Origin of the sequence: Nocardia araoensis NBRC 100135 (assembly GCF_000308435.1) — a bacterium.
In the GTDB taxonomy this organism is placed as follows: domain Bacteria; phylum Actinomycetota; class Actinomycetes; order Mycobacteriales; family Mycobacteriaceae; genus Nocardia; species Nocardia araoensis.
The window spans coordinates 1-20595 of sequence record NZ_BAFR01000144.1 but is presented as its reverse complement, the minus strand read 5'-3'; the positions used below and the strand labels follow the sequence as shown (position 1 = coordinate 20595).

Below are 20595 nucleotides of genomic sequence, written 5' to 3'. Positions count from 1 at the left end.
CTGCATCGCCACCGAGCCGAACCGTCCGCCCATCGGCTCGAGCACGTCCTTGACCACCTCGAAGTCCCCCTTGGACACGCCGCCGGAGGTGAACACCACATCGGCGCGCTCCATCGCGGCCGACAGCAGCGCGCGGAAACGCGTCCGGATCGTCGGTGCTGTGCGCCACCGACACCACCTCGACGCCGTTCGCCGCGAGCGCCGCGGCGAGGGCGACGCCGTTGGAGTTGTAGATCTCGCCCGGGACGCAGCGGCTTTCCGGCCGCGACCAGCTCGTCGCCGGTGGTGATCACCGCGCCGCGCACCGCGCGGAAGACCGCCACCGCGGACAGCCCGACCGCGGCCAAGGCGGCGACATGCCCGTGGGCGAGCATGATGCCCGCCCGCGCGAGCAGGTCACCGGTGCGGACGTCCGTGCCCGGTTCCCGCACGAATTCGCCGGCGCTGCGGCCGCGTTCGACGGTCACCGTGCCGTCGCCGACGCGGGTGTCCTCCACCGGGACCACGCAGTCCGCGCCGGGCGGGATCGGCGCACCGGTCATCACCTTCATCGCCGCGCCCTGCGGCAGCGGTGCGCGGCCCGCCGCCCCCGCGGCGACGACACCGGCCAAAGGCAGGGTGACCGGAGCGACCAGCACCGATTCGGCACGCACCGCGTACCCGTCCATCGCGGAGTTGCGGAAGACCGGCAGATCGATCGGCGAGCGGACGTCTTCGGCCAGCTGCCTGCCCAGCGCCCGCGGTATCGCGACGGACTCGACCGCGCGCGCGGCCAGAGGCCGCAGCAGCTGTTCGATGCTGTCGCGGTAGTCGTCGACGGGCCTGGCCGAGACGCCGGCGGGCCGAGAGTTCATGCGAGTCAGCCTAACGCCCGATCCGGGCGGTTTTCCGCCTCCGTCGCCATGCGCAGGTCCGTGCGCAGGTCGCCGTGCGCCGGGCGGCCCCTCACCATCGATCCGCGGTCGCGGTGAGCCGAAATCGAGCATTCCGCCCACAGACGGATCGGGACAGGCGGTCATAATGGACGTGTGACTCTGGTCGAGATCGGGATTCCGGCGGTGCGTTCCGGGCGTCCCTCGCTCGCCGGCCGTCCCGACACACCGTATTTGCTGGATCGTTTCGGACGCGTCGCCCGCGACCTACGCGTGTCCATCACCGAGAAGTGTTCGCTGCGCTGCACCTATTGCATGCCGGAGGAGGGATTGCCGGAGATTCCCCGGCACGAACTGCTCACGGTGGACGAGATCGTCCGGCTGGTGCGTCTGGCGGTGCGGGAGCTGGGCGTGCGCGAGGTGCGCTTCACCGGGGGCGAGCCGCTGATGCGCCGCGACCTGGAACAGATCATCGCGGGCTGCCATGCTGCGGTGCCGCACATCCCGCTGGCCATGACGACCAACGGCATCGGGCTCGAGCACCGCGCCTTCGGCCTCGTCGCCGCCGGTCTGCATCGGGTGAACGTCTCGCTGGACACCGTGGACCGGGCCGGTTTCGCCCGGTTGACGCGCCGCGACCGCCTCGAGTCGGTGTTCGCGGGGATCCGCGCCGCCCGTGCCACCGGACTGGCCCCGGTGAAGGTCAACGCCGTCTTGATGCGCGAAACACTCTCCGGCGCGCCCGATCTACTGCGCTGGTGCCTGGACGAGGGCTGTGAACTGCGTTTCATCGAGGAGATGCCGCTGGACGCCGACCACGAATGGGCGCGCGCCAACATGGTGACCGCCGCCGAACTGCTCGACGTGCTCGGCGCGCGGTTCTCCCTCGACGAGGTCGGCCGCGCCGATCCGTCGGCCCCGGCGGAGAAGTGGCTGGTCGACGGCGGGCCCGGCACCGTGGGCATCATCGCCACGGTGACCAGGAAGTTCTGCGACACCTGCGACCGCACCCGGCTCACCGCGGACGGGATGCTGCGCTCCTGCCTGTTCAGCGACCAGGAATTCGACCTGCGCCAGGCGTTGCGCTCCGGCGCCGACGACGAGGAGCTCGCGACCATCTGGCGCGGTGCGATGTGGAACAAGTGGGCAGGTCACGGCATCGATGCCGAGGGTTTCGTCCCCCCGGAGCGGACGATGGGAGCCATCGGTGGTTGAGATCCGCTATTTCGCCGCGATCGCCGACGCCGTCGGCAAGGACGGCGAGACCCTCGACCTCCCCGCCGGAGCGACGGTGGCCGACCTGCGCGCGACCCTGGCGGCGACCTACGGCCCGGATCTGGACAAGATGTTGTCGGTGTGCGCCTACCTGGTCGGTGACGAACTCACCCGCGATCCCGCGGTCGCGCTGAGCGCGCGCGTCGACGTCCTGCCACCCTTCGCGGGCGGGTAGAGCTGCGCGGGGCTAGCGCCACCAGGTGTCCAGCGGCGTCACCGGGACGGTGCGCTTGTGACGGGTGTTGTGGAAGATGCTCTCCACCCGTTCGGCGACCTCGGCGGTCACCTCCTTGCCCTCCAAGTAGTCGTCGATCTCGCTGTAGCGCAGACCGAGCGCCTCTTCGTCGGGCAGGGCGGGGCGGTCGTCCTCCAGATCGGCGGTGGGCACCTTGGACCAGATGCTGGGGGGCGCGCCGAGTTCCTGGAGCAGGGCGGCGCCCTGGCGCTTGGTCAGACCGGTGAGCGGGGTCAGGTCGACGCCGCCGTCGCCGTACTTGGTGAAGAATCCGGTGACCGCCTCGGCCGCGTGGTCGGTGCCGACCACGAGCAGGTTCTCCTGCCCGGCCAGCGCGTACTGGAGCACCATGCGTTCGCGCGCTTTGATGTTGCCGCGCACGAAGTCCCGCAGCCGGTCGGACTGGAGCGCGGACGCCGCTTCGGCGGCCGCGGCGTCCACGCTGGGCCGGACGTTCACCACGACCTGCCGGTCGGGCCGGATGAACATCAGCGCGGTTTGCGCGTCGGCCTCGTCGGCCTGCACGCCGTAGGGCAGCCGCACCGCGAGGAAGGTCGCGTCCACGCCGTCGGCGCGCAGCTCCTCGGCCGCGAGCTGGCACAGCCGGCCCGCGAGAGCGCTGTCCTGCCCGCCGCTGATGCCGAGGACGAAACCTCGCGCGGGAGTGGCGTTCAGATAATCCTTCAGGAAATCGACCCGGCGGCGGATCTCTTCCTTCGGTTCGATCGTGGGCCGGACACCCAATTCACTGATGATCTGTTCGCGCAAGTTCCCCATGGCGCCCGAGTCTACTGGCGGCTCAGCGGGCGACGACGCGCCGAACGACGCGCTCCCAGTTGTCGCCGATCTGCTCGCGGGTGTAGCTGAGCACCTGCATCTGGTGCATGACCAGCGCCGCGCCGAGCATCGCCAGCAGCCAGTCGGCGACGAGCGCGACCTCGCCCTGCACGTCGGCCTGCCGCAACAGCATCGCGACGTGCGCGCGCAGCAATCCGTATGGCCTGCCGGAATAGCGTTCGCTCGCCTCGCCGAGTTCGGCGGCGCGGTGCAGCTCGCCTTCCACCTCGATGTCCAAAAGCCTGGCCCGCCCGAAGGCGACCAGTCGTTCCACCGGGGGCGCGCCCGGCCCGAGCGGCGGCGGCCCGAAGATGAACGCCTCCTGGTACTTCCGCTCGGAGTGGTCCAGCAGCGCGAGCATCAGGCCGGACCTGCTCCCGAACCGCCGGAACACCGTGCCCTTGCCGACGCCCGCCCGTTTGGCCAGCGCGTCCATGGTGAGGCTGTCGACGCCGTGCTCACGTACCAGCTGCTGCGCTGCGTCCAGAAGCAATTGGCGGTTGCGCGCCGCGTCGGCGCGTTCGGCGGGTTCCGACGTGCCCGGCAACGGCGTGCCGACATCGAGCAGCCGAGGGACGCCATCGGTGGATGCGTCCGGTGTGGGGTAGTTCACAGCGCTCACGCAGACTCCGCGGGAAGTAATCGGACTGTGGTCCGGTTAGTGTGTGGTGAACGTACGGACACCACCTCATCAGTACACCAGGAGTCGTCAATGAGTCAGACCCGCATTCTCGCACTCGTCGGTAGCCTGCGCGCCGCCTCGGTCAACCGTCGGCTCGCCGAGGCCGCGGCGCACTCCGCGCCGGAGGGTGTCGAGGTCACCCTCTATGAGGGACTCGCCGACATCCCGTTCTACAACGAGGACATCGACGTCCCCGGCTCGGTCCCCGCGGCGGCGCAGGCGCTGCGCGACGCGGTCGCCGAAGCCGACGGTCTGCTGGTGGTGACCCCGGAATACAACGGCACGCTGTCGGCGGTGCTGAAGAACGCGATCGACTGGGCGTCCCGCCCCTACGGCGCCGGGGCCATCAAGAACAAGCCCACCGCCGTGGTGAGCGCGTCGATCAGCCCGAATGCCGCGCAGTGGGCGCACGGCGACGCGGTCAAGGCGCTGGGTGTGGCGGGCGCGCGGGTGGTCGAGTCCGCGCACCTGCACTTCGGGGTCATCGGCGAGCGGTTCGGCGCCACGCACCCGCGCGACGACGCCGAGGCGCTGACCCAGCTGGCCGGCACCGTGCGCGAACTGGTGGAGGCCACGCGCGGCGAACTGGCATCGGTGTAAGCTCCTCCTCCGGTCTGAACGAGGGCCACCGCCGCACGGCGCGGCGGTGGCCCTCTTCGTTTGCCAGGAAGTTTGCTGAAAGTAAGCTGGCACGTCTGGAAGTGATCTGCGCCACTGTTTCCGCTCAGGGTGAATCGAGCTTCCTGGTACTTCTCTCGATGGAATTACATCAATGCGACTCGCTACATGTCGTGTTGTAGGAATCTGTCGGCCACTAGGTGTAGTGTCTTCGGTACTGGAAGACGGCGAGAGACCTCACTCGGCACGAGTCGGCCACAGGTGGCTGATCAGGGGATTCGAGCTCGGATCCAGGAGTTTGCGCAGCATACGTCGGATCGTGAATTGCAACGGATCACAGGCTGTGGATCAGGCACAAGGAGAGAGGGATGTCAATGACCGTCACCGTGTACACCAAGCCCGCTTGCGTCCAGTGCAACGCCACCTACAAGGCCCTCGACAAGGCCGGGGTGGACTACGAGGTCATCGACATCTCGGAGAACGACGAGGCGCGTGACTACGTCATGGCACTCGGGTATCTGCAGGCGCCGGTCGTGGTGGCCGGAGACGATCACTGGTCGGGCTTCCGCCCCGACCGCATCAAGTCGCTCGCGACCGTGGCGGCCTGAGGCTTCCACCGCTACCGGTTCATCCGAGGGCGGAGCGCCCCGGCGCTCCCGAGAAGAGGAAGGCGACCATGTCGGAGACGACGGCGCTGGTCTACTTCTCCAGCGCTTCGGAGAACACGCATCGCTTCGTCGAGAAGCTGGGTCTCCCGGCGACTCGCATACCACTGCACACCGCCGACTCACTGCGCGTAGACCATCCGTACGTGCTGATCGTCCCCACCTATGGGGGCGGTCGGCACGTACTGGGGGGCGATCGTCCCGACAAGGACTTCGTGCCGAGGCAGGTCGCCAAGTTCCTCAACGATCCGCACAACCGCGCGTTGCTGCGCGGCGTGATCGCGGCGGGCAACACGAACTTCGGCGACACCTTCTGCTATGCGGGCGAACTCATCGCGCGCAAGTGCGGGGTGCCGTACCTGTATCGCTTCGAACTCATGGGAACCGCTGAGGACGTCGAGCGCGTCCGAGAGGGATTGGGATTGTTTTGGCAACAGCAACGACAGCACCGGCCGGAAAGACAGCTCGCTTAGAGCAGCCCCCGGTGCGCGGCGGCGACGCGGGCGAGGTCCTCGACTACCACGCCCTCAACGCGATGCTGAACCTGTACGGTCCGAACGGGGAGATCCAGTTCGACAAGGATCGTGAGGCCGCCCACCAGTACTTCCTGCAGCACGTCAATCAGAACACCGTCTTCTTCCACAACCTGGACGAGAAGCTGGACTACCTGATCGACGAGAACTACTACGAGGCCGAGGTACTGGAGCAGTACAGCCGCCAGTTCATCAAGAAGCTGTTCAAGCAGGCATACGCCAAGAAGTTCCGGTTCCCCACCTTCCTCGGCGCGTTCAAGTACTACACCTCCTACACGCTGAAGACCTTCGACGGCAAGCGCTACCTGGAGCGGTTCGAGGACCGGGTGTGCATGGTCGCGCTCACGCTCGCCGCCGGTGACGAGGCGCTGGCGGGCCAGCTGGTCGACGAGATCATCGACGGCCGTTTCCAGCCGGCCACCCCGACCTTCCTGAACTCGGGCAAGAAGCAGCGTGGCGAGCCGGTCAGTTGTTTTCTCCTTCGCATAGAGGACAACATGGAATCGATCGGGCGCTCGATCAACTCCGCGTTGCAGCTGTCCAAGCGCGGCGGTGGAGTCGCGCTGCTGCTGAGCAACATTCGCGAGCACGGTGCGCCGATCAAGAAGATCGAGAACCAGAGCTCGGGCGTCATCCCGATCATGAAACTGCTCGAGGACTCGTTCTCCTACGCCAACCAGCTCGGCGCGCGGCAGGGCGCGGGCGCGGTCTACCTGCACGCGCACCACCCGGACATCTACCGGTTCCTGGACACCAAGCGGGAGAACGCGGACGAGAAGATCCGCATCAAGACGCTCTCGCTGGGCGTGGTCATCCCGGACATCACCTTCGAGCTGGCCAAGAAGAACGAGGACATGTACCTGTTCTCGCCCTACGACGTCGAGCGCATCTACGGCAAGCCGTTCGCCGACATCGACGTCACCGAGAAGTACTACGAGATGGTCGACGACAAGCGCATCCGCAAGTCGAAGATCAAGGCGCGCGAGTTCTTCCAGACCATCGCCGAGCTGCAGTTCGAGTCGGGTTATCCGTACATCATGTTCGAGGACACGGTGAACCGGGCCAACCCGATCGCGGGCAAGATCACCCACTCCAACCTGTGCTCGGAGATCCTGCAGGTCTCCACGCCGTCGGAGTTCAACGACGACCTGTCCTACGCCAAGGTGGGCAAGGACATCTCCTGCAACCTCGGCTCGCTGAACATCGCCAAGACGATGGACTCGCCCGACTTCGCGCAGACCATCGAGGTGGCCATCCGGGCGCTGACGGCGGTGTCGGACCAGACCCACATCTACTCGGTGCCGTCCATCGAGCAGGGCAACAACTCCTCGCACGCCATCGGCCTCGGGCAGATGAACCTGCACGGCTACCTGGCGCGCGAACGGGTCCACTACGGGTCCGAAGAGGGCGTCGACTTCACCAATATCTACTTCTACACCGTGGTCTATCACGCGATCCGGGCGTCGAATCGGATCGCGATCGAGCGCGGCACGTACTTCGGCGGCTTCCCCGAATCCAAATACGCCAGCGGGGAGTACTTCGACAAGTACACCGATCAGGTGTGGGAGCCGAAGACCGATCGCGTCCGGCAGTTGTTCGCCGACGCGGGCGTGCACATTCCGACCCAGGACGACTGGCGCGAGTTGAAGGCCTCGGTCATGGAGCACGGCATCTACAACCAGAACCTGCAGGCGGTTCCGCCGACCGGGTCGATCTCCTACATCAACCACTCCACCAGCTCCATCCACCCGGTGGCGTCGAAGATCGAGATCCGCAAGGAAGGCAAGATCGGGCGCGTCTACTACCCGGCGCCCTACATGACCAACGACAACCTCGAGTACTACGAGGACGCCTACGAGATCGGCTACGAGAAGATCATCGACACCTACGCCGCGGCCACCCAGCACGTGGACCAGGGCCTGTCGCTGACGTTGTTCTTCAAGGACTCCGCCACCACTCGCGATCTCAACCGCGCCCAGATCTACGCCTGGCGCAAGGGCATCAAGACCCTCTACTACATCCGGCTGCGCCAGATGGCTCTGGAGGGAACCGAAGTCGAGGGTTGCGTCTCCTGCATGCTGTAGGTCGGTAGCGGGCGCGGTGGCTTTCCGATGCGCGGCCGCCACCGCGAGCGCGGCCCGGAGCCGACGGGCTCGATCAGCCGATCGGTGGTGCGAGGTATTCCAGCGTGTAACCATCGCCGGACGGGGTTACCCGGGCGATGCCGGGTGAGTCGAGGTGGGCGCCGGCTACGAAGTGGTGCGGTTGGGTCAGTTGTTCGAGGAGGGCGGCTCGCGCGGCGCGGGCCTGGGACTGGTTGCCGTCGAGCTCCCAGGACACGCTCGGCCGATCGAACTGGAGCGTGGGAACGTGCACGGTGTCGCCCCAGACGAGCAGGTGGCCGGTACCGCTGCTGACGTCGTAGACGGTGTGACCGGGTGTGTGGCCCGGTGTCGGGATGGCGGTGATCCAGTCGTTGATCGCGACCTGCTCCGACACGGGTACGACCCGATCGCGGATCGGCTCGAGCCGCCCCGTGAACACGGACGTGTCGCCCGCGCCGATCCACACGCGCTCGAGTTCGGTGAACGCCTCCGAACCGTCCGGCCCGATCAGGCCGCTCACGTGGTCTTCGTGCCTGTGGGTGATGGCCACATCGGTGATATGCGCGCGGTCGATTCCCGCTTCGTCGAGCGCATGGTAGATCAATCCCATGGTGGGGTCGTGCCAGGCGTTGGACGCGCCGGTGTCGATGAGAACCGACCGCGTGCCGTCGGTGACGAAGAAGGCGTTGACCGACAGCCGCAAGTTGTCGCCGGCCAGCGGCACGACGGCAGGCAGCTCATCGAGCGCGCGTCCATCCTCGTCTCGGAGCCGTGTCGGCGGCATGTCGATGTACCCGTCTCGCAATGAGATCACCTGCAAACCGCCGAATTCGAAGGCGGCATGGTGCCGGCCACTCGAGATCAAACGCATGGAACCTCCGTCATGTTCGGCGCTATCGCCTGTCTTCAATAGAAGAATCAGTCTTCTATAGGGGAAACATACACTGTGGGCGGCGGGATACCCATCGATCGAGGAGCACGGTGGTCGAGAAAGACGGAAACGCGACCGAGCCACAGCACGGTGACCACCTGGCCGGCGCGTTCGGCGGTAACGTGCGGCGACGCCGCGAGGAGGCGGGACTGACGCTGGAGCAGCTGTCCACACAGTCGTCGGTCAGCCGGTCGATGCTGTCCAAGGTCGAACGCGGTGAGAAGAGTCCGACGATCGGCGTCGCGTCCAGGATCGCCCACGCGCTCGACGCGTCGCTCTCCGACCTGATCGGTGCGCCTGCTGCTGCCGCGTCCGGTGTGGCCGTTGTCATGCGCAAGAACGATCGCCCCGTTTTCCGTGACCCGGAAACCGGCTTCGAACGGCACATGGTGTCAGCGGCCCCGGGCGCGGGAGGAGCCGAGATGATCGTCCACTACCTCCCCGCACAGGTCTCTACCGGGCTGCTGCCCGCGTATCCGCCGGGTACGGAGAAACAACTCGTGGTGCTCGAAGGCGCCCTCACCGTCGCGATCGGCGGGATCAGCGAGACCCTGAACACGGGCGACTCGCTGTTCTTCCAGGCCGACGCGAACCACGGCTTCGCCAACCGAACGGACGCTCCCTGCGAATACATCATGGTCATCTCGCGCAGAACCTGATCGGCCGTAGCCATCGCCCGAGGAGACTGGAGAGAGCCGGGCTCGACGGTCGCTTTTCGCCGAAAACAGGTGCGGCCTATTCCCATACCGGGCCTCGCCACGGCGCGATCGGCTGCCGTCATCTGGAATATGCTCGGGCAGAAGCGATCCGGCAGTGATGGGAACGACGATGACCGATCTCGGCGGCGACGGGAAGCCGCTCTGGCCGAAGCACGACGCGAGCACGCCGAGCAGTGCTCGGATATACGACTACGTCCTGGGCGGGAAAGACCACTATCAGGTGGATCGGGACGCGGCCGAGAAAGTGATCGCGGCATTCCCGACCACCCGTGTCGCGGCTCGGCAGAACCGCCACTTCATGCACCGGGCGGTCAACGCGCTCACCGCGATGGGAGTGTCGCAGTTCCTCGACATCGGCACCGGCATCCCTACCGAGCCCAACCTGCACCAGGTGGCACAGGCGCCGACGCCGGAAGCGCGCGTGGTGTACGTGGACAACGATCCGGTCGTGCTGTCACACGCCCGCGCCCTGCTCACCGGTACACCGGAGGGACGCACCGCTTACGTCGACGCCGATCTGAAAGACCCCGAAGCGATCCTGTCCGCGCCGGAACTCCTCGAGACCTTGGACCTGACGCGTCCGGTAGCGCTGAGCCTGGTCGCGGTCCTGCATTTTCTGAACGACGAACAGGACCCTTACGGGATCGTCGGTACCTTGATGAGCGCTCTCGCACCGGGTTCGTTCCTCGTGGTCTCGCATACCACCGCCGACCTCGAACCGGAGATGATGACCAACGCGCTCGAGGCGTACCGGCAGAGCGGGGTCTACGCCCAGACGCGCACCAAAGACGAATTCGCCCGGTTCTTCACCGGGCTCGACCTGCTGGAACCGGGCGTCGTCGTCGCCAACCAGTGGCGTCCGCAGGGGGAGTCACCCGCCTGGCTCGACAAGCAAGTGAACTGCTGGAGCGCCGTCGGTCGCAAGGTGTGATGGTGTGTCACCCGAACAACCGAGACTCGCGCCTTCGGCGCATGCGCTTCGGTTGCTCGGGTGCGAGACGGCCGCGAACGGTCGCTCGTAAAGACTCGCTCCGTTGTGGGTGGGTAGGTGGTGAATCGTGCTATTGAGGGCTGGGCCGGGTTTGCGAGGGCTCGGTCGAGAGGGCCTAGGGGACAGGGGTCGCTCGGTCGATGGTGGGGTTTTCCCGCGCTACGGCTCGGGCGTTGGCGGATCTGCCCGGAGCAGGAGTCACGGAGGTTCGGCTGTTCGTGAGTCCTGCCCGGCGTGATCAGCTCAAGGCCGGAAGCACTTCGCGTTCGAAGAGTTCGATGCCGGAGGTGTCGTAGGCGGCTTCGGGGAAGTTGAAGATGGCGTAGCCGAGGCCGAGGTCGCGGACTCGGCGCAGGTTGTCGGCGATCTGCTCGGGGGTGCCGGTGGCGGCGCCGCTGTTGTACAGCTGCTCGAAGTAGGACTTGGCGGCGTCGGCGCCGATGACGGGTGTCAGGCGGTCCTTCAGCGCGGCGAGGCGGTCCTCGACTTCGGCCTGGGTGGAACCGATGACGACGTTGAAGTTGGAACTGCGCACGATCGCGTCGAAGTCGGTGCCGACGTCGGCGCAGTGGGCGCGCAGCACCTCGGACTTGTGGGTGAACTCGTCGGGATTGCCGCTGAAGTTGGTGTACTGGGCGTACTTCGCGGCGATGCGCAGCGTCTTCTTCTCGCCGCCGCCGGCGATCCACAGCGGGATTCCGCCCTGCTGCAAGGGAAGTGGACGCACGATCGCGCCGTCCACCTGGTAGTACTTGCCGTCGAGGGTGGCCGAACCCTGGGTCCACGCCTGCCGGAAGATCTGCACGCCTTCGTCGAGGCGGCCCAGCCGTTCGCCCGCGGACGGGAAGCCGTAGCCGTAGGCGCGCCACTCGTGTTCGTACCAGCCGCCGCCGATGCCCATCTCGACGCGTCCGCCGGAGATCAGGTCGACCGTCGCGGCCACCTTGGCCAGGTAGGCGGGGTTGCGATAGCTGACCGCGGTACACATCTGGCCCAGGCGGACCCGCGAAGTGGTCGCCGCGAACGCCGACATCAGCGACCACGCTTCGTGCGTCGCCTCCTCGGTGGGCACCGGGACGGTGTGGAAGTGGTCGTACACCCACAGCGATTCCCACACCGGATTCGCATCGGCGCGCTGGGCGAGGTCTCGCATCACCCCCCATTGGTCCGCCGGGTCGATGCCCACGAGGTCGAGCCGCCAACCCTGCGGAATGAAGATGCCGAAGCGCACGAATATCTCCTTCGTGTGTACCCGAACCACCGCGGCGAGCGCCGCGGCTTCCCTACCTCACTGTTACCAGCCCACCGCCGTCTGGCAACCTTTCGGCGCTCGGCGCACCGAATTCCGTGGACGGGCGCCCGCCACCGGACTCGTCGCTCTACAACCAAGCTGTCGCAAGCCACGTCGCCACGCAGGCGATCGCGAGGAGGACGACGTTCAGCCCGATCATCCGGGCCTCACCCCGGCTGAGGTGCAGCGCGATCCCGCCGACTTGTATCAGCACGAACCCGACAGCCGCCGCGAGCGCGAGAACCGGAGCGATGCCGGTGAGCGGCGGCAGGATCAGCCCGATCGCGCCGAGTACTTCCAGCACACCGAGGACGCGCACGAAGCTCAGCGGCACGGTATCGATCCAGCCCATCATCGGCCGCAGCTGATCTTTCGACCGCACCACCTTGATCCCGCCCGCGTACGAGTAGAAGACCGCCAGAACGGCGGCAACGATCCAATATCCCAGAGCCATTCGCACACTTCCTCGATCGCCATTGGTCAGCGGCGTCATTGTGGAGCAGAATCGGAAGGCCTACAAAAGTCACATCCGTGTGCGTTGCTATCAGCGAGGTGCCTTGTCCGACCATCAGCACGTCTGCGCGATCAAAGGTGATCAAGGCCGGGCTATTCGTGCGTTACTCGACCGCATCTCCGACAAATGGGCCTTGCTGATCATTGCGATGCTGTATGCCCAGCGATTGCGATTCAGCGAGTTGCAGCAGCGCGTCCAGGGCATTTCACAGCGCATGCTCGCGCTCACACTGCGCAAACTCGAACGCGACGGGCTCGTCATCCGCACCGCCTACGCCGAGGTCCCGCCCCGGGTGGAGTACGAACTCACCGAACTCGCCACCACCTTGATCCCGCACGCGATCGCCCTGGCCGAATGGGCCGCCGAGCACAATCCCGAGATCGACGCTCATCGGGCGGCGCACGACAAGCGGCAACGCTGAATGGACTGCACCGAGGAAATCCGCTGGCGGCAGATGGGGTGGATGCCGCACGCTGGAATCGTATGAACGAAGAGGGAAGACATCCGAATAAACAAAGGCAGCCTCGACTCGGCGTCGATTTCGGCCGAGTCATCCAAGGGGCCGCCATGGCGCCCGGCGACGAGGACACGGTGTTCCTCTCCGGCGGGCTCGAGGAGGCGCTGCGCACGCCGCCCAGCGCGGGCGCATTCGAGGTCTTGCCGCGCCTGGTCCGGCGCTTCGGTGGGCGCGCCTGGATCATTTCCAAATGCGGGCCGCGGATCGAGCAGCGCACCCGGCAGTGGCTCGACCACCACGACTTCTACGAGCGCACGGGAATCGCCCGCGAGCACGTGCGCTTCTGCCGTGCCAGGGCGGACAAGGCGGTGCACTGCGCCGAACTCGGCATCACGCACATGATCGACGATCGCGTCGACGTGCATCGCGCGCTGCGCGACGTGGTGCCGTTCCGGCTGCTGTTCGGCGCGCAGTCGCAGCCGATTCCCGAATGGGTGCACCACGTTCCGACGTGGGAAGACGTGGAGCGGGTCGTCTTGGAGACGACGGATCAGCCGCCGATGCACCGGTGAGTCCGAGGTGCGATCGGTGGCTCCGGACGAGCCTCGGGCGGCAGTCGGCTCGCGGTGCGGTGACCGCGCGAAATCGGCCGGGAGCGTGCGCGCCCGGCCGATTTCGCTGTTCATTCCCTACGCGCCGGTGAACTTCTCGCCGGCGACGGACCTCGACGGCGCACCGTCGACGCCCACCGGGATGTCGCCCTCGAGGGTGGTGCGGTACAGCACGCGGGTGACATCCAGATGGTCCAGATCGCTCGGGGCCAAGTGCGCGGTGACGCGGTTGTCCCAGAACGCCAGGCTGCCCTTCTGCCAGCGGAAACGGACCGTGTAGGCGGGGTTGGTGACCTCGTCGAACAGCAGCTTCAACACCGCGTCGCTCTGGTTCGGGGTGAGCCCGACGATCCGGGTGGTGAAGCCGGGGTTCACGAACAGCGCCCGTTCGCCGGTCACCGGGTGCACCCGGACGACCGGATGCTCGGTGATCAGCGGCGCGGTCGCGACCTTCTTCGCGTAGTCGCTGTCGGAGTCCCAGGCCGGCCTGCTGCCGCCGAAGCGGTGTTCGGCGCGCAGCCCTTCGGCGAAGCGCTTGAGGGCCTCGGGCAGGTTCTCGTAGGCGGCGACAAGGTTGGTCCAGCCGGTGTCGCCGCCGCGCTCCGGGGCGATCTCGGCGCGCAGGATCGAGGCCGCGGGCGGGTTGATCAGCGCGGAGACATCGGTGTGCCACTGGTTGGTGTAGCTGTGCTTGCGCACACCGAACCGCTTCTCGTACAACCGGCTGTCGACCGCGAGGATCTCCGGGTACTCGGTCGGCGCGTCGTCGTCGTACGGGTGCGACGGCGTGACCGCGCCGAAGCGGCGGGAGAAGGCGATCTGCTGTGCGTGATCGATGTGCTGATCGCGGAAGAACAGCACCTTGTAGGCGTGCAGCGCGTCGGTGATGGCCGCGACCTGCTGGTCGGTCAGCGGCTCGCGGAGATCGACGCCGGAGATCTCGGCGCCGATGTGACCGGCGACGGGAGCGACGCGCACCGCGTCATCGGTAGTGGTCGAGACGGGGGTTTCGTGTACAGCGGTCATCGGAAGAACTCATTTCGAACTAGAGGATCGGGCCGGCGAAGACCGGAGCGGCGGAGTCTGCGGCCAGGCGACAAGCGCTGCCGCAGACGCGCATGAAATCGACGACGCGACGTTTGGTCAGCGCCCGCACGGCGACTGCCTTTCGAGCAGGAGAGGGGCGGCCATGGCTCAGCCGTTCGCCGGGGCGCGCCACCGCGACAGGCGGCGTTCGAGGGCGACCAGCAAGCCGTTGAAGGCGAGCCCGAGCAGCGAGATCGCGAGGATGCCCGCGTACATGTTCGGAATCGCGAAATTCTGCTGCGCGGCGGTGATCAGGTAGCCGAGCCCGGCCCTGGCCCCGAACATCTCGGCGGCCAGCAGCACGAGGATCGAACTGGCGGCGGCCATCCGCAGACCGGTGAAGATGGACGGCAGCGCAGCGGGCAGGATCACCTTCTGGAACAGCCGCAACGGCGAGAACCCCAGGGAGGCGGCTGATTTGACCAGCAGCGGGTCGACGGTGCGCACGCCGGTGATGGTGTTCAGCAGAATCGGGAAGAAGCTCGCGTAGACGACGATGGCGACCTTCGATGTCTCGCCGATGCCCAGGATCAGCAAGAACACCGGCAGCAACGCCAGCGCCGCGGTGTTGCGGAACAGTTCGAGGATCGGGTTCAGGAAGTCCGCGACCGGCTTGTACCAGGCGATCGCGATGCCCACCGGAATGCCAGCGACCAACGCGAGGGAGTACCCGGCCAGCGAACGGTTCAGGCTGGCGGAGATGTGGGTCCACATCTCCCCGCTCGCCACCAGGTCGGCGAATGCCTGGGCGACCACCGAGAACGGCGGCAGGAACACCTCGTCGACCAGGCCGAGCGTCGGGGCGAGCTGCCACAACAGCAGGAACAAGGCGATGACGACGGTCGGTTTGAACACCCGCCAGGCCAACCGGCTCACCGCGCGGACGATATTCGTCGCGGCGGCGGGCACCGCCTGCGAACGGGGCTCCGAAGTGGGGCGGGTGGGCGCGGCCGTACTCTGCCGTATCGGCCGCTCGCTCAGCTGAATGGCACTAGACATGGGCCGTCCTCTCGGTGGTGGATTCGACGTCGGCCGGGTGGTCGGACAAGGTCTCCAGCTCCAGGCTCGCCGCCCGCTGGACTTCGCTGTGCAGCAGCGTCCAGATCTCGTGGCGGTAGTCCCGGAAACGCTCGGAGGAGCGGACGTCGTCGTCGGCGTCCCGGTCGATCTCGACGTCGACGATGGCCTTGATCCGGCCGGGCCGCGAGGTCAGCACGGCCACCCGCTGCCCGAGGTACACCGCCTCATCGATGCCGTGGGTGATGAACAGGACGGTCTTGCCGGTGGCGCGCCAGATGCGTAACAGCTCGTCCTGCAACGACTCCCGGGTCTGCGCGTCGAGCGCCGCGAACGGCTCGTCCATCAGCAGCACCTCGGGGTCGAACGCGAGACTGCGCGCGATCGCGACCCGCTGCTTCATGCCACCGGACAGCTCGTGCGGGTAGCGGTCGCCGAAACCGGAAAGCCCGACCAGTTCCAGATAGTGCTCGGCGAGTTCGCGGCGCGCCCTGCGACGCAGGCCTTTGGCTTCCAGCCCGAATTCGATGTTGGACCGGGCTGTCCGCCATGGCAGCAGCGCGTACTGCTGGAAGACGATGCCGCGATCCAGGCCGGGGCCGGTGATCGGCTTGCCGTCCAGCAGGATCTCACCGGAGGTGGGCTTGCTCAGCCCGCCGAGCAGGTCCAGCAGCGTGGACTTGCCCGAGCCGCTCGGGCCGACCAGCACCAGGAACTCGCCCTCGCGCAGTTCCAGCGAGATGTCGTCGATCGCGGTGAAACGCTCCTGCGAGCCGCGCACCGCGAACTGCTTGCGTACTCCGGTGAGCGCCAGTTTCGTCGCCGCCGTGGTCATTTCGCGGCCACCACCTCTCCGGTCGGCCCGGCCTCCGGCTTGTACTTGCCGTTGGCGTAGGGGTTGAACTTGTTGGTGAACAGATCCGCCGCCTTCAACTTGCCGTTCGGCAGCTCACCGTTGCGCACCAGCCAGTCGATCCAGATCTGCAGTTCCTTGTCCGCGACCACCCCGCCGGGCACCGGGATCCCGGAACTGAGCCAATACGGCACCAGGCTGGTGTTCTCGTTGCGGCCGCGCTTGCCGATGATCTGGATGAACCGCTCGCGCACCTGGTCGCGGGGGGTCACCTGGAGCCAGCGGATCGCGCGCGCGGTGCCCTGCACGAAGTCCTCCACCGCTTCGGGATTCTTGGCGATGTAGTCGTTGCGGAAGACGTAGGTGCCGTAGTCGAACGTGCCGAAGATGGCTTTGTCGGTGTAGAGCGAGTGGATACCGCCGCGCTGGAGGGCGTTGTCGCGGAAGACGCTGCCCAACGCTCCGACGTCGACCTGTCCCTTGCGCAGCGCGTCCTCGGTGTTGGCGGGCGGCACGACGATCAATTGCACCTGCTTGATCTCGTCCTCGGACAGGCCCTGCTGGTGCAGCCACTCCCTGGTGATGAATTCGTGGTGCGCACCGAGGGTGTTGACCGCGACCTTCTTGCCGATCAGATCGCGCGCCGAGTTGATGCCGGAGTCGTCGCGCACGTAGTAGCCGGTGAACGACTGTTCGTCCGCGCCATAGGAACTGAGCACCGAGGTGACCTTCGCACCGCCCGCGATCAGCTTGACCACCGCGCCGTTGAACGCGCTGCCGAACTCGACCTGGTTGGTCGCCGCGGCCTGGATATTGGCGGGGCCACTGGTGGTATCGCCTTCCCAGTGCAGGCTGATCTTGCTGAAATAGCCCAGGTCATCGGCCAATTCGACGGCGTTCACCTGCCCGGTGGCGCCTTGGTAGCGCAGCACGGTTTTGCCGTCGGCGGTCTTGGCGGGTGCGGACTCGCCGCAGCCGGTGAGCACGGACAAGCCGGTGAGAACCGCTACGGCGGCGGTGAGAGCGCGGGCGACGCGCCGGGACGATGAGGGGAAAGGCATTGTAGTTCTTTCGAAGACGAGAAGACGCCGTGCGATTCGACGCTCGGCATCCGGAGACACCACAGCGGGAGCGATGCGGCGGTGGACGACCGTGCGGGAATCGGTCGGAGATGCGGGCCGCGCTGCTTCAGCGGCAACAGATTCCGTGCGAAACGCGCATGAAGTCGACCGCGCGGCGGCGGATCAAGGCGGTGGCTGTCGACACTTCGAAACTTCCGTGAGCTGTAGTGATGGAGGAGCGCCGACGACTCGCGGCACTTGCCTGGCAAACACTGTCCCGGTTCCCAGGCATGGGAGCAACAGTTCGACGCCGACTGCGTATAACCCTGTCTTACGGCGGCCGATGGCCTATGAAAGTGGTCACGCGGCCTCATGGTGTTCCGGCACGGATGCCGGTCGCGCGGGACGCGCCGACCCCGGGTGTGGAGCGGCTTCGGTCACAGCAGTGCGCCGTAAGGTGATCATCGCCCCCAAGCGATGTAAGCTGCACGAGGACGTTTTCGTGTCCGTGAGATGTTTTCCGAACGGTGCGGATATCCGAGATCCGCGGCGACGACGAGAGGGAGGTGGGGTAGCGATGCGCAGCGAACCTCCCAGTCGAAGGCCGCGCGGCGCCGCCCCTTCGCATTCCTAGTCAGGTCGCGACGGCAGGGGCCGGCGCCCGCGGTGTGAATTCGAGTTTTCCGTTCACTCACGCATGTGCTGAGGTCCTCCCATGTCGCAGACCGACATCATCGAAGTACGTCCGACGCTGTCCGAGTCCCTGCAGGACATCGTCGAAACCCGTCGCGTGGACGCCGCGCTGGACTGGCTCGGCAACCACCCGCCGCACGTCATCGCCGATCAGCTCGCCCGGATGGACGCCGTGCGGGCCGGGATGGCGTTCCGCCTGCTCGACAAAGATCTGGCGCTGGCCGTCTTCGAGGAACTCGAACCGGTGGATCAGCAGCAGATCCTGCAAGGACTGCGCGATCAGAGCTTCCGCGACCTGGTCGAGGGCATGGCGCCCGACGACCGCGCCCGCATGCTGCGCGAGGCGCCCGCCAAGGTCGCCAAGAAGGCGCTGGCCGGGCTGAGTCCGCGGGAGCGGAGGATGACCGCGAGCCTGCTCGGCTACCCGGAGGGCTCCGCGGGGCAGTACATGACGCCTGAGGTGGTGGCGCTGCCGCGCGATCTCACGGTGGCCGAGGCGCTCGGCATGGTGCGGGCCAAGGGCGCCAACGCCGAAACGGTGTACACGCTGCCGGTCGTGGACGCGGGCAGACGGCTGACCGGCATCGTCGAACTGCGCGAGCTGGTGCTCAGCAAGCCGGAGACGATGGTGTCGGAGCTGGTCGTCACCGAGCCCGCCTTCGCGCGCGCCACCGATGCCGCGGAGAAGGCCGCCCGTTTGATGCGCGAGACCAACGACATCAACCTGCCGGTGGTGGACAGCGAGGACCGGTTGGTCGGCCTGCTGACCATCGACGACGCGGTCGAGGTGATCGAGGCCGCCGACAGCGAGGACGTCGCGCTGCAGGCGGGATCCGCGCCGTGGGAAGGCCACTACATGGCCGCCGGAGTGTTCCAGCTGGCCCGCTACCGCGCGCTGTGGCTGTTGCTGTTGCTGTTCGCGGCGACGCTCACGGTGAGCGTGACCGACTTCTTCGAGGGCACCTTGCAGCAGGCGGCGCATCTGGCGTTGTTCATCCCGCTGCTGATCGGCGCGGGCGGCAACGCGGGCGCACAGGCCGCGACCGCCTGCGTGCGCGCGGTGGCGGTCGGCGAGGTCCGGGTGTCGGACCTGTTCCGGGTGATCTGGCGGGAATGCCGGGTCGGTCTGGTGCTCGGTTCGCTGCTGGCGTCCGTGGGCCTGGCGATCGGCGCCCTGTTCGTCGGCCCCCGCATCGCCCTGGTCGTCGGCATCACCCTGGTGCTGATCTGCGGCTGGGCCGCCACCATCGGCGGCACCATGCCCCTGCTGGCCAAGAAGCTGCGCATCGACCCGGCGGTCGTGTCCGCCCCGATGGTCACCACTTTGGTGGACGCCACCGGGCTGATCATCTACTTCACGACGGCCAAACTGGTGCTGGGCATCTGAGCGCGCAACCTGTTCGAGCGCCGCGTCAGGGTTCCCGCTGTGTATCCGTGACCGGAGACGAGGCCGGGGACCGGCATTTCCGCCGGTCCCCGGTATCCGTCGCCATTCCTGGTGGTCTCAGAACTCCCAGTCTTCGTCCTCGGTGTTGACGGCCTTGCCGATGACGTAGCTCGAGCCCGAACCGGAGAAGAAGTCGTGGTTCTCGTCGGCGTTGGGGGACAGCGCCGAGAGGATGGCCGGGTTCACCTCGGTTTCGTCCTTGGGGAACAGGCCCTCGTAGCCGAGATTCATCAGCGCCTTGTTCGCGTTGTAACGCAGGAACTTCTTCACGTCCTCGGTGAGGCCGACTTCGTCGTAGAGGTCCTGGGTGTATTCGACCTCGTTGTCGTAGAGCTCGAACAGCAGCTCGAAGGTGTAGTTCTTGAGCTCGTCGCGTTCGGCCTGCGAGACCAGCTCCAAGCCCTTCTGGTACTTGTAGCCGATGTAGTAACCGTGGACCGCTTCGTCCCGGATGATCAGCCGGATCATGTCGGCGGTGTTGGTGAGCTTGGCCCGCGACGACCAGTGCATGGGCAGGTAGAAGCCGGAGTAGAACAGGAAGCTCTCCAGCAGCGTGGAGGCGACCTTGCGCTTGAGCGGATCGTCGCCCTTGTAGTACTCCAGCACGATCTCCGCCTTGCGCTGGAGGTTGCGGTTCTCCTCCGACCAGCGGAACGCCTCGTCGATCTCGCGGGTGGAGCACAGCGTGGAGAAGATCGAGCTGTAGCTCTTGGCGTGCACCGACTCCATGAACGCGATGTTGGTGAGCACCGCCTCTTCGTGCGGGGTGAGCGCGTCCGGGATCAGGCTCACCGCGCCGACCGTGCCCTGGATGGTGTCCAGCAGGGTCAGGCCGGTGAAGACCCGCATGGTGAGCTGCTTCTCGTCGGCGGTCAGGGTGTTCCACGACGGAATGTCGTTGGAGACCGGTACCCTCTCCGGCAGCCAGAAGTTGCCGGTGAGCCGGTCCCAGACCTCGGCGTCCTTTTCGTCGGGCACCCGATTCCAGTTGATGGCCGACACCCGATCGATCAGTTTCATCCTGCCTCCACGCCTTTCCCGAGCACGCTGCCGTCACGGAATATCTACCCTCGGGACACTACTCCTTGTGGCCGACATGTCC

Annotated in this window: 22 protein-coding genes and 1 pseudogene; 11 read left to right on the top strand and 12 right to left on the bottom strand. The window is 66.8% G+C overall.

The genetic code is table 11. The features are described 5' to 3' along the window. Both ON21_RS41030 and ON21_RS41025 read right to left on the bottom strand, forming a co-directional pair. The coding region (locus ON21_RS41030; RefSeq protein WP_373281140.1) for a hypothetical protein at nucleotides 1–114 on the bottom strand (114 nt) is incomplete at its 3' end. A 278-nt stretch (nucleotides 115–392) separates the two neighbouring features. Continuing rightward, nucleotides 393–854: pseudogene (locus ON21_RS41025) on the bottom strand (molybdopterin-binding domain-containing protein); the annotation flags it as partial. A gap of 174 nt (nucleotides 855–1028) precedes the next feature. Between ON21_RS41025 and moaA the strand changes: the two are divergent. Both moaA and ON21_RS19785 read left to right on the top strand, forming a co-directional pair. Beyond that, nucleotides 1029–2087, top strand: a complete 1059-nt coding sequence (gene moaA, locus ON21_RS19790) for a GTP 3',8-cyclase MoaA (RefSeq protein WP_039799746.1) — start codon at nucleotides 1029–1031, stop codon at nucleotides 2085–2087. Then, nucleotides 2080–2322: a MoaD/ThiS family protein gene (locus tag ON21_RS19785; RefSeq protein ID WP_039799745.1), complete on the top strand. Its 243-nt coding sequence runs from the start codon at nucleotides 2080–2082 to the stop codon at nucleotides 2320–2322. The genes moaA and ON21_RS19785 overlap by 8 nt, the downstream gene beginning before the upstream one ends. A gap of 12 nt (nucleotides 2323–2334) precedes the next feature. Here the strand turns inward: ON21_RS19785 and nadE are convergent, their stop codons facing one another. Together nadE and ON21_RS19775 are read right to left on the bottom strand one after the other, a co-directional pair. Next, complete coding sequence (nadE, locus tag ON21_RS19780; RefSeq protein WP_039799744.1) at nucleotides 2335–3159, bottom strand: NAD(+) synthase; 825 nt, start codon at nucleotides 3157–3159, stop codon at nucleotides 2335–2337. 22 nt (nucleotides 3160–3181) lie between these two features. Then, nucleotides 3182–3787 carry a TetR/AcrR family transcriptional regulator gene (locus tag ON21_RS19775; protein ID WP_039799751.1) on the bottom strand — a complete coding sequence of 202 codons (606 nt, stop codon included), beginning with the start codon at nucleotides 3785–3787 and terminating at the stop codon, nucleotides 3182–3184. 144 nt (nucleotides 3788–3931) lie between these two features. On the opposite strand from ON21_RS19775, the gene ON21_RS19770 reads away from it, so the two are divergent. The 4 genes from ON21_RS19770 to nrdE all read left to right on the top strand — a co-directional run bounded on the left by ON21_RS19770 (nucleotide 3932) and on the right by nrdE (nucleotide 7801). Beyond that, the gene (locus ON21_RS19770; RefSeq protein ID WP_039799743.1) at nucleotides 3932–4501 is read left to right on the top strand and encodes an NAD(P)H-dependent oxidoreductase; all 570 of its coding nucleotides are present in this window, start codon (nucleotides 3932–3934) and stop codon (nucleotides 4499–4501) included. Between the two features lie 392 nt (nucleotides 4502–4893). After that, entirely contained in the window at nucleotides 4894–5127 is a 234-nt protein-coding gene (locus ON21_RS19765; protein ID WP_039799742.1) for a redoxin NrdH, read from the top strand. Between the two features lie 68 nt (nucleotides 5128–5195). Then, nucleotides 5196–5657, top strand: coding sequence for a class Ib ribonucleoside-diphosphate reductase assembly flavoprotein NrdI (nrdI, locus tag ON21_RS19760; protein WP_039799741.1), 462 nt, complete (start codon nucleotides 5196–5198; stop codon nucleotides 5655–5657). A 62-nt stretch (nucleotides 5658–5719) separates the two neighbouring features. Next, on the top strand, nucleotides 5720–7801 hold the full coding sequence (nrdE, locus tag ON21_RS19755) for a class 1b ribonucleoside-diphosphate reductase subunit alpha (protein WP_245562658.1): 2082 nt from the start codon (nucleotides 5720–5722) through the stop codon (nucleotides 7799–7801). Between the two features lie 73 nt (nucleotides 7802–7874). Here nrdE and ON21_RS19750 read toward each other — a convergent pair whose 3' ends face one another. Then, on the bottom strand, nucleotides 7875–8693 hold the full coding sequence (locus ON21_RS19750) for an MBL fold metallo-hydrolase (RefSeq protein ID WP_039799739.1): 819 nt from the start codon (nucleotides 8691–8693) through the stop codon (nucleotides 7875–7877). A gap of 110 nt (nucleotides 8694–8803) precedes the next feature. On the opposite strand from ON21_RS19750, the gene ON21_RS19745 reads away from it, so the two are divergent. Beyond that, nucleotides 8804–9412 (top strand): helix-turn-helix domain-containing protein, encoded by a 609-nt coding sequence (locus tag ON21_RS19745; protein ID WP_051021032.1) that lies wholly within the window; start codon nucleotides 8804–8806, stop codon nucleotides 9410–9412. 169 nt (nucleotides 9413–9581) lie between these two features. Beyond that, nucleotides 9582–10403 (top strand): SAM-dependent methyltransferase, encoded by an 822-nt coding sequence (locus ON21_RS19740; RefSeq protein ID WP_039799738.1) that lies wholly within the window; start codon nucleotides 9582–9584, stop codon nucleotides 10401–10403. Nucleotides 10404–10701: 298 nt separating this feature from the next. On the opposite strand, the gene ON21_RS19735 is transcribed toward ON21_RS19740, so the two are convergent. Beyond that, the gene (locus tag ON21_RS19735; RefSeq protein ID WP_039799749.1) at nucleotides 10702–11694 is read right to left on the bottom strand and encodes an LLM class F420-dependent oxidoreductase; all 993 of its coding nucleotides are present in this window, start codon (nucleotides 11692–11694) and stop codon (nucleotides 10702–10704) included. A 148-nt stretch (nucleotides 11695–11842) separates the two neighbouring features. Then, on the bottom strand, nucleotides 11843–12208 hold the full coding sequence (locus tag ON21_RS19730) for a DoxX family protein (RefSeq protein ID WP_039799737.1): 366 nt from the start codon (nucleotides 12206–12208) through the stop codon (nucleotides 11843–11845). Between the two features lie 103 nt (nucleotides 12209–12311). Here ON21_RS19730 and ON21_RS19725 point away from each other — a divergent pair, with 103 nt between their 5' ends. Both ON21_RS19725 and ON21_RS19720 read left to right on the top strand, forming a co-directional pair. Then, the gene (locus ON21_RS19725; protein WP_039799748.1) at nucleotides 12312–12689 is read left to right on the top strand and encodes a winged helix-turn-helix transcriptional regulator; all 378 of its coding nucleotides are present in this window, start codon (nucleotides 12312–12314) and stop codon (nucleotides 12687–12689) included. Between the two features lie 146 nt (nucleotides 12690–12835). Next, the gene (locus tag ON21_RS19720) at nucleotides 12836–13297 is read left to right on the top strand and encodes a hypothetical protein (protein WP_083880743.1); all 462 of its coding nucleotides are present in this window, start codon (nucleotides 12836–12838) and stop codon (nucleotides 13295–13297) included. Between the two features lie 117 nt (nucleotides 13298–13414). Here ON21_RS19720 and ON21_RS19715 read toward each other — a convergent pair whose 3' ends face one another. The 4 genes from ON21_RS19715 to ON21_RS19700 form a co-directional block, all read right to left on the bottom strand. Next, entirely contained in the window at nucleotides 13415–14362 is a 948-nt protein-coding gene (locus ON21_RS19715; protein WP_039799736.1) for a TauD/TfdA dioxygenase family protein, read from the bottom strand. 168 nt (nucleotides 14363–14530) lie between these two features. Next, entirely contained in the window at nucleotides 14531–15421 is an 891-nt protein-coding gene (locus tag ON21_RS19710) for an ABC transporter permease (protein WP_039799735.1), read from the bottom strand. Beyond that, nucleotides 15414–16274, bottom strand: a complete 861-nt coding sequence (locus ON21_RS19705; protein WP_039799734.1) for an ABC transporter ATP-binding protein — start codon at nucleotides 16272–16274, stop codon at nucleotides 15414–15416. Before ON21_RS19705 ends, ON21_RS19710 begins: the two co-directional genes overlap by 8 nt. Beyond that, the gene (locus tag ON21_RS19700; RefSeq protein ID WP_039799733.1) at nucleotides 16271–17353 is read right to left on the bottom strand and encodes an ABC transporter substrate-binding protein; all 1083 of its coding nucleotides are present in this window, start codon (nucleotides 17351–17353) and stop codon (nucleotides 16271–16273) included. Before ON21_RS19700 ends, ON21_RS19705 begins: the two co-directional genes overlap by 4 nt. Before the next feature lie 715 nt (nucleotides 17354–18068). Here ON21_RS19700 and mgtE point away from each other — a divergent pair. Beyond that, nucleotides 18069–19433, top strand: a complete 1365-nt coding sequence (gene mgtE, locus ON21_RS19695) for a magnesium transporter (RefSeq protein WP_039799732.1) — start codon at nucleotides 18069–18071, stop codon at nucleotides 19431–19433. A gap of 117 nt (nucleotides 19434–19550) precedes the next feature. Here mgtE and nrdF read toward each other — a convergent pair whose 3' ends face one another. Continuing rightward, a complete protein-coding gene (gene nrdF / locus ON21_RS19690; RefSeq protein ID WP_039799731.1) occupies nucleotides 19551–20513 on the bottom strand; it encodes a class 1b ribonucleoside-diphosphate reductase subunit beta in 963 nt (320 codons plus the stop codon). Nucleotides 20514–20595: the final 82 nt, after the last annotated feature.

What these genes read in the sequence shown, in the direction of transcription:
- nadE (WP_039799744.1), bottom strand. Translation starts at nt 3,159, where the DNA reads ATGGGGAACTTGCGCGAACAGATCATCAGTGAATTGGGTGTCCGGCCC.
- ON21_RS19770 (WP_039799743.1), top strand. Translation starts at nt 3,932, where the DNA reads ATGAGTCAGACCCGCATTCTCGCACTCGTCGGTAGCCTGCGCGCCGCC.
- ON21_RS19765 (WP_039799742.1), top strand. Translation starts at nt 4,894, where the DNA reads ATGACCGTCACCGTGTACACCAAGCCCGCTTGCGTCCAGTGCAACGCC.
- nrdI (WP_039799741.1), top strand. Translation starts at nt 5,196, where the DNA reads ATGTCGGAGACGACGGCGCTGGTCTACTTCTCCAGCGCTTCGGAGAAC.
- nrdE (WP_245562658.1), top strand. Translation starts at nt 5,720, where the DNA reads ATGCTGAACCTGTACGGTCCGAACGGGGAGATCCAGTTCGACAAGGAT.
- ON21_RS19750 (WP_039799739.1), bottom strand. Translation starts at nt 8,693, where the DNA reads ATGCGTTTGATCTCGAGTGGCCGGCACCATGCCGCCTTCGAATTCGGC.
- ON21_RS19740 (WP_039799738.1), top strand. Translation starts at nt 9,582, where the DNA reads ATGACCGATCTCGGCGGCGACGGGAAGCCGCTCTGGCCGAAGCACGAC.
- ON21_RS19730 (WP_039799737.1), bottom strand. Translation starts at nt 12,208, where the DNA reads ATGGCTCTGGGATATTGGATCGTTGCCGCCGTTCTGGCGGTCTTCTAC.
- ON21_RS19720 (WP_083880743.1), top strand. Translation starts at nt 12,836, where the DNA reads ATGGCGCCCGGCGACGAGGACACGGTGTTCCTCTCCGGCGGGCTCGAG.
- ON21_RS19715 (WP_039799736.1), bottom strand. Translation starts at nt 14,362, where the DNA reads ATGACCGCTGTACACGAAACCCCCGTCTCGACCACTACCGATGACGCG.
- ON21_RS19710 (WP_039799735.1), bottom strand. Translation starts at nt 15,421, where the DNA reads ATGTCTAGTGCCATTCAGCTGAGCGAGCGGCCGATACGGCAGAGTACG.
- ON21_RS19705 (WP_039799734.1), bottom strand. Translation starts at nt 16,274, where the DNA reads ATGACCACGGCGGCGACGAAACTGGCGCTCACCGGAGTACGCAAGCAG.
- ON21_RS19700 (WP_039799733.1), bottom strand. Translation starts at nt 17,353, where the DNA reads ATGCCTTTCCCCTCATCGTCCCGGCGCGTCGCCCGCGCTCTCACCGCC.
- mgtE (WP_039799732.1), top strand. Translation starts at nt 18,069, where the DNA reads ATGTCGCAGACCGACATCATCGAAGTACGTCCGACGCTGTCCGAGTCC.
- nrdF (WP_039799731.1), bottom strand. Translation starts at nt 20,513, where the DNA reads ATGAAACTGATCGATCGGGTGTCGGCCATCAACTGGAATCGGGTGCCC.